Annotated in this window: 3 protein-coding genes; 2 read left to right on the forward strand and 1 reads right to left on the reverse strand. The window is 73.0% G+C overall.

Annotation, left to right across the window (positions count from 1 at the left end; translation table 11 throughout):
- The first annotated feature begins 159 nt into the window (after positions 1-159).
- The gene (locus BGM09_RS11055) at positions 160-2,697 is read left to right on the forward strand and encodes a SpoIIE family protein phosphatase (protein WP_188281330.1); all 2,538 of its coding nucleotides are present in this window, start codon (positions 160-162) and stop codon (positions 2,695-2,697) included.
- Between the two features lie 212 nt (positions 2,698-2,909).
- Entirely contained in the window at positions 2,910-5,453 is a 2,544-nt protein-coding gene (locus BGM09_RS11060; protein WP_188281336.1) for a SpoIIE family protein phosphatase, read from the forward strand.
- Between the two features lie 51 nt (positions 5,454-5,504).
- On the opposite strand, the gene BGM09_RS11065 is transcribed toward BGM09_RS11060, so the two are convergent.
- Positions 5,505-6,221, reverse strand: coding sequence for a PspA/IM30 family protein (locus BGM09_RS11065; protein WP_188281331.1), 717 nt, complete (start codon positions 6,219-6,221; stop codon positions 5,505-5,507).
- Positions 6,222-6,366: the final 145 nt, after the last annotated feature.

Below are 6,366 nucleotides of genomic sequence, written 5' to 3' on the forward strand. Positions count from 1 at the left end.
AGCGCCAGCGGCGGCGATGGCCCTGAGGCGTCCCCGAACCGCGCCCCGGACCCCGCCGGAGGCGGTCCCGCGGAAGGCGGCCAGGTCCCCGCCGCAGGCGGACAGACTCCCGCGGGGGAGCCGGCGGCGGGCCGGCCGCATCGGCACCACCACCCGGATATGGATCCCGATCCCGATCCGGAGTCGCGGAGCGAGGGGCGGGGGGCGAGTACGGGGACGCTGCTCGACACGCTGCGGGTGGCGGTCGTCATGCTGGACACGTCGGGGCGGGTGCTGCTGTGGAGCCCGCTGGCACAGGAAGTGCTGGGGTGGGCGGGGGAGCACATCGTGGGCCGCCGGGTGGGCGGCCTGTTCGGGCCGCCCGAGAGCCCGCCGGGACAGCCCCCGCGGCGCGGGCCGGACGAGATCCCGCGGATGCCGGACCCCAGCCCTGCCGAGCAGATCCTCGCGGATCTGCTGCGAGGGGGCCGCTGGGACGGCATCCTCTCGCTGCGGCACCGCGACGGCCACACCGTCCAGGTGGAGACCCGTGCGTCGCTGCTGGTCGACGGCGACGGCCGCCCCTTCGTCCTGGCCTCGATGGTCGAGACGAGCCGCCTGCGGACGCTGGAGCACGACCTCGCCGCGCTCGACTCGCTCTTCGACTCCTCACCCCTCGGCGTCGCCATCTTCGACCGCGACCTGCGCTACGTACGGCTCAACGAGGCGCTGGCGGCGATGAACGGCATGCCCGTCGCCGACCACATCGGCCACACCGTGCTGGAGGTGCTGGACGAGCGGTCGGCCGCCGACCTGACCGCGCTCCAGCGGGACGTCCTGGCCACCGGGCGGCCGGTGATCGACCTGGTCACGTACGCGCCGCACGGCCGCGGCCACCGCTCGCTGTCGTACCACCGGCTGGTCGACCGGGCCGGGCGGGTGCTGGGGATCAGCGCCACCGTCATCGACGTGACCGAGCGCGTACAGGCCGCCGCGAAGGTCGAGCGGGCCCGGCGGCGGCTGGCGCTGCTCAACGACGTGGGCACCCGGATCGCGAACGTGCTGGACGTCCGCCGGTGCGCCGAGGCGCTGGCCGCCGCCGTCGTGCCGACCTTCAGCGACTACTCCGGGGTGATCCTGCACGCCGAGGTCGCCGACGGCGGCGAGCTGCCGACCGCGCCGTACGGCGACAACACCCCGATGCGGCAGCTCGGCACGGGCGCGGTGCGCTGGGGGCCCGAGGTCGAGCGGATGATCCTGACCGGGCAGGCGATCGGCTTCACCCGCAAGTCGATCTTCGGCACGGTGCTGAGCACCGGGCAGCCCCGGATGGTGAGTTCGGAGGAGGAACTGCTGGCCACCACCTTCCCCGGCGACCCCAAGGTGCGCGCGGCCCTCGCGCTCGGCGTCCACTCGCTGCTCGTGCTGCCGCTGCGGGCCCGCGGCGTCGTCCTCGGCCTGCTGGTGGTCAGCAGGGCCCGCGAGCGCGAGCCGTTCGACCACGACGACCTGGCCCTCGCGATGGAGCTCGCCAACCGCGCGGGCGCCGCCCTGGACAACGCCCGGCTGTACGTGCGCGAGCGCGAGGGCGCCCTGATGCTCCAGCGCAGCCTGCTCCCGCAGAGCGTCGTCGAACCGCCCGGCGTCGGCGTCGCCTTCCGCTACGTGCCCGGCAGCAGCGGCGCCGAGGTCGGCGGCGACTGGTTCGACGTGATCCCGCTGGCCGGCGGCCGGGTCGCCTTCGTCGTCGGCGACGTCATGGGCCACGGCCTGGGCGCGGCGGCCACCATGGGCCGGCTCCGTACCGCCGTACGCACCCTGGCCGGGCTCGACATGCCGCCGGACGAGCTGCTGCGCCGGGTCAACGAGCTGGGCGACGACCTCGCGCAGGGCCAGGCCGAGGGCTGGATGGCCACCGCCGTCTACGCCGTCTACGACCCCTCGACCCGCCGGATCGCCATCGCGCAGGCGGGCCACCTGCCGCCGGTCCTGGTCGAACCCGTCACGCCGCCGCCGCCGGGCGGCGAGGGGCCGGGCGCCGACCCGGACGAGTGCCTGGCCCGGCTGGTCGAGCTGCCCTCCGGCGTCCCCCTCGGCGTCGGCGGCGTCCGCTTCGAGACCACGGAGCTGGCGGTCGCCGACGGCGCGGTCCTCGTGCTCTACACCGACGGCCTGGTGGAGACCCGCGGCCAGGACATCGGCGAGGGCCTGGAACGGCTGCGCCAGACGCTGTGCCGCCCGCTGCCCTCGCTCGAGGACTCCTGCGACGACGTGCTCGCCATCATGCAGCCGGGCCGCGAGCCCGACGACGTGGCGCTGCTGATGGCCAGGCTCGGCGGGCTGCCCGCCGGATCCACCGCCTCCTGGACGTTCCCCGCCGAGCCCAGCGCCGTACGGCTGGCGCGCCGCCGGGTCCGTGACACCCTGGTCGAATGGGGTCTCGCGCCGCTCACCGACGTCACGATGCTGCTGGTCAGCGAGCTGGTCACCAATTCACTGCGGTACGCGCACGGACCGATCGGTGTACGGATGGTGCGCGGCAGCTCGCTGCTGGTGGAGGTCTCCGACCCGCTGCCGGACCCGCCGCGCGAGCGGATCGCCACCCTGGAGGACGAGGGCGGCCGGGGTCTGCAACTGGTCGCGCGGGCCTCACGGCGCTGGGGAACGCGTCACGGACGGTTCGGAAAGACCGTCTGGTTCGAACTGGCTCTGCCGTGACGCGCGTAATGATTCACGGGAGCTGTGCCGGGTATGCCGAAGACGCGGGAGCGAGGGGTGTGACCGCGCTGTCCCGGGGACGGTCCCCGTACCCCAGGAGCCGAGATGATGCTGTGATCGACAAGACCGTGTGCTGGACGGTCCTGATGCTGAATACTCGGCTCCAACCGGTCCATGTGTGCTGAGCTGGAGGGGTCGGGCGAGTGAGCGACATGCCAGCGAGGGCGGTACCGCCCCGAGACGACACGGACGCGGTCGACGCGGTCTGGCAGTCGAGTCCGCCCGGTTCGCTCTACGACTACATACGCGTGGCGTCGTTCTCGCTCGACGGTGACGGCCGGATCGACCAGTGGAGCGCGCGGGCCGCGCAGTTCTTCGGCGTACCCGCCGAACGCGCGCTCGGCCGCGACCCGGTCAACGCCTTCGCGCCCGAGCACGTACGCGAACGCGCGCACGCACGCCTCGCGGAGATCCTCGACGGCCGCGAGTGGACCGGACTCGTGCCGTACCGGGACGCCTCGGGCGGCCAGGGTCTGGCCGAGGTCTACGTGATGCCCGCCGACCATGGCGCGCTGTGCATCGCGGTCGACGTCGCCACGCTGCGGCAGATCGAGACCGATCTGGCCGCCTCCCAGGCGGTGTTCGGGCAGTCGCCGATGGGCTTCGTACTCTTCGACACCAGCCTGCGGCTGATCCGGGTCAACGACCGCTTCGCGACCGTCTTCGGCCGCGAGGCCGAGGAGAACCACGGCCGCGGCCCGCACGACTTCCTCTCCCGCGTCGAGGCCGACCGGCTCAGCGCCGCGCTGCGCCAGGTGCTGGAGACCGGCGAGGCCGTCCTCGACATGCCGCTGGTCGGCACCGTCCCCGGCGATCCGGGGCGGCGGCGCTGGTCGATGTCGCTGTACCGGCTGCACAGCGGCACCGGGCGGCCGATCGGCGTCGCGGGACTCGCGATGGACGTCACCGGACGTCAGCGAGCCGAGCGCGAGGCCGCGCACGCCCGCCGCAATCTCGCGCTGCTCAACGAGGCGGGCGCCCGTATCGGCACCTCGCTCGACCTGGAGACCACCGCGCGCGAACTGCTGGACGTCGCCGTCCCGCACTTCTGCGACATCGCCTCCGTCGACCTCTATCAGGCCCTGCTGTCCGGCGCCGAGGACCTGACCGGCACCACCGACGGCAGCGGGGACGTGCGCCGGGTGGCGTTCGCCAGCTCCGTGTCGGACGCGCCGATAGCGATGGCCGGTGACGACGACGATGTGGCGGACGGCCCGGTCGCGGTCGGCGCCGTGCACCGCTACCGCTTCAGCTCCGCCAGCGCGCGGGCGCTGCGCACCGCGCAGCCGCAGGTGATCGACGGCGACGGCGGGCCCGACCTCGGCGGCACCCTCGTGCAGTCCACGCTCGTGGTGCCGATGGTCGCCCGCGACACCGTCCTGGGGCTGGTGCAGTTCTCCCGCGCCAAGGGCAGCGAGCCGTTCGTGGACCGCGACCGGATGCTCGCCGAGGAACTGGCCGCCCGAGCCGCGGTGTTCATCGACAACGCCCGGCTCTACCGGCGTGAGCACGAGCGCGCGCTGATCCTCCAGCGCAGCCTGCTGCCCCCCGACGACCCCGAGGCCGCGGGCCTCGACATCGCCTGCCGCTATCTGCCGGGCAGCATGGAGACCGAGGTCGGCGGCGACTGGTTCGACGTCATCGAACTGCCGGGCCACCGCACCGCGTTGGTGGTCGGCGACGTCATGGGCCGCGGCCTGCGCGCCGCCGTCGCGATGGGCGAACTGCGCACCGCCGTACGGACCCTGGCCGCGCTCGACCTCGAACCCGCCGAAGTGCTGGGCGCGTTGGACGAGGTGGCCAACGGCCTCGGCTCCCCGAACCAGGGCCGCACCCGCCGGGCCAAGGACCGCGGCGGCGCCGACCTGTCCGAGGTGTACCTGGCCACCTGTATCTACGTGGTCTACGACGCGGTCACCCGGCGCTGCACGATCGCCAACGCGGGCCATCTGCCGCCGGTCGTCGTGGAGTCGGGCGAGTCCCCGCTGCTGCTCGAAGTGCCCAGGGGAGTGCCGCTGGGCGTCGGCGGCGAGCCGTTCGAGGAGATCGAGGTCGAGCTGAACGAGGGGGCGCTGCTCGCCCTCTACACCGACGGTCTCGTGGAGTCCCGCAACCACCCGCTGGACGAGGGCCTCGACGCCTTCCGGGACTCGCTGGCCGGGCCGCCGAGACCCCTTGAGGACATCTGCGACCACGTGCTGGCCACCCTGGACACCGCGCACGGCGAGGACGACATCGCCCTGCTGATGGCCAGGATTCGCGGTCTGCCCGCGGAACAGGTCGGCGACTGGACGCTGGAACCGCGCCCCACGTCGGTGGCCAGGGCCCGCGAGCTGGCCCGCGAGCAACTGCTGAGCTGGGAGCTCGGCGACCTGGTCGACACCACGGAACTGCTGGTCAGCGAATTGGTCACCAACGCGCTGCGGCACGGCTACGGCGACATAAGACTGCGGCTGCTGCTGGACCGCACCCTGGTCTGCGAGGTGTGGGACAGCGCCCTGGTGCAGCCGCGCCGCCGCCGCGCCCGTGACACCGACGAGGGCGGGCGCGGCCTGCAACTGGTCACGATGCTCAGCGAGAGCTGGGGCAGCCGCCGCACCCACCGCGGCAAGACGGTCTGGTTCGAACTCGCCCTGCCCGGCGAGCAGTCCCACTCCAGCGGCCCTTCGGTGGACGAACTGCTGAGCATGTTCTGACCTCCGGCCGTACGGGCCCGGCGGCGCGTACGGATCAGGGGCGCGTACGGATCAGGCCGCGCGGCCCTTGAGCTCGGCCAGCCGCGCGTCGATCTCCGCGCTGTCGCCGAGCGCGTCCAGCGACTCGAACTGCGCGTCGAGCGAGGACGCGGCCAGCTCCTCCTTGCCCTTGGCCCTGGCCTCCTCGCGCCGCACCTTGTCCTCGAAGCGGCCCAGCTCGCTGGTCGGGTCGAGCACGTCGATGTTCTTGACCGCGTCCATCATCTGGTTCTGCGCCTGCGCGGACTTCGCGCGCGCCACCAACGAGTGGCGCTTGCCCTGGAGTTCGCCCAGCTTGGCCTTCATCGAGTCCAGGCCGGACTTGAGCTTGCTCACGATCTCGTTCTGCGAGGCGATCGTCGGCTCGGCCGTCCGCGCCTCCTTCTCGGACTGGAGCTGGCGGCCCAGCGCGATCTTGGCGAGGTTGTCGAAGCGGTCGGCCTCCGCGGCGTTGCCCGAGGCGCGCTGCTCGTCGGCCTTCTTGCTGGCCGCCAGCGCCTTGTCGCCCCACTCCTTGGCCGCCGCGACGTCCTCGGCGTGGTCCTGCTCCATCAGCCGCAGATTGCCGATGGTGGTGGCCACCGCCTCCTCGGCCTCGCGGATGTTGTTGGTGTAGTCCCTGATGAGCTGGTCGATCATCTTCTGCGGGTCCTCGGCCTGGTCGAGGAGGGCGTTGATGTTGGCCTTGGCGAGCTGGGTCACCCGGCCGAGGATGGTCTGCTTCGTCATGGTCGTACTCCTTGCGTGTCCGTAACCGGTGGGCCAGAAAGAAGGGCGGTGAAAGAGGGTGAGGGGAGTGGGGGCAGTGAGGGGAGTTCAGAAACGGCCGCCGCCGCCCATCCGGCCGCGGGTCTGGCCGCCGCCGAAACTGCCG

Source organism: Streptomyces sp. CBMA29 (assembly GCF_014596445.1).
GTDB lineage: Bacteria > Actinomycetota > Actinomycetes > Streptomycetales > Streptomycetaceae > Actinacidiphila.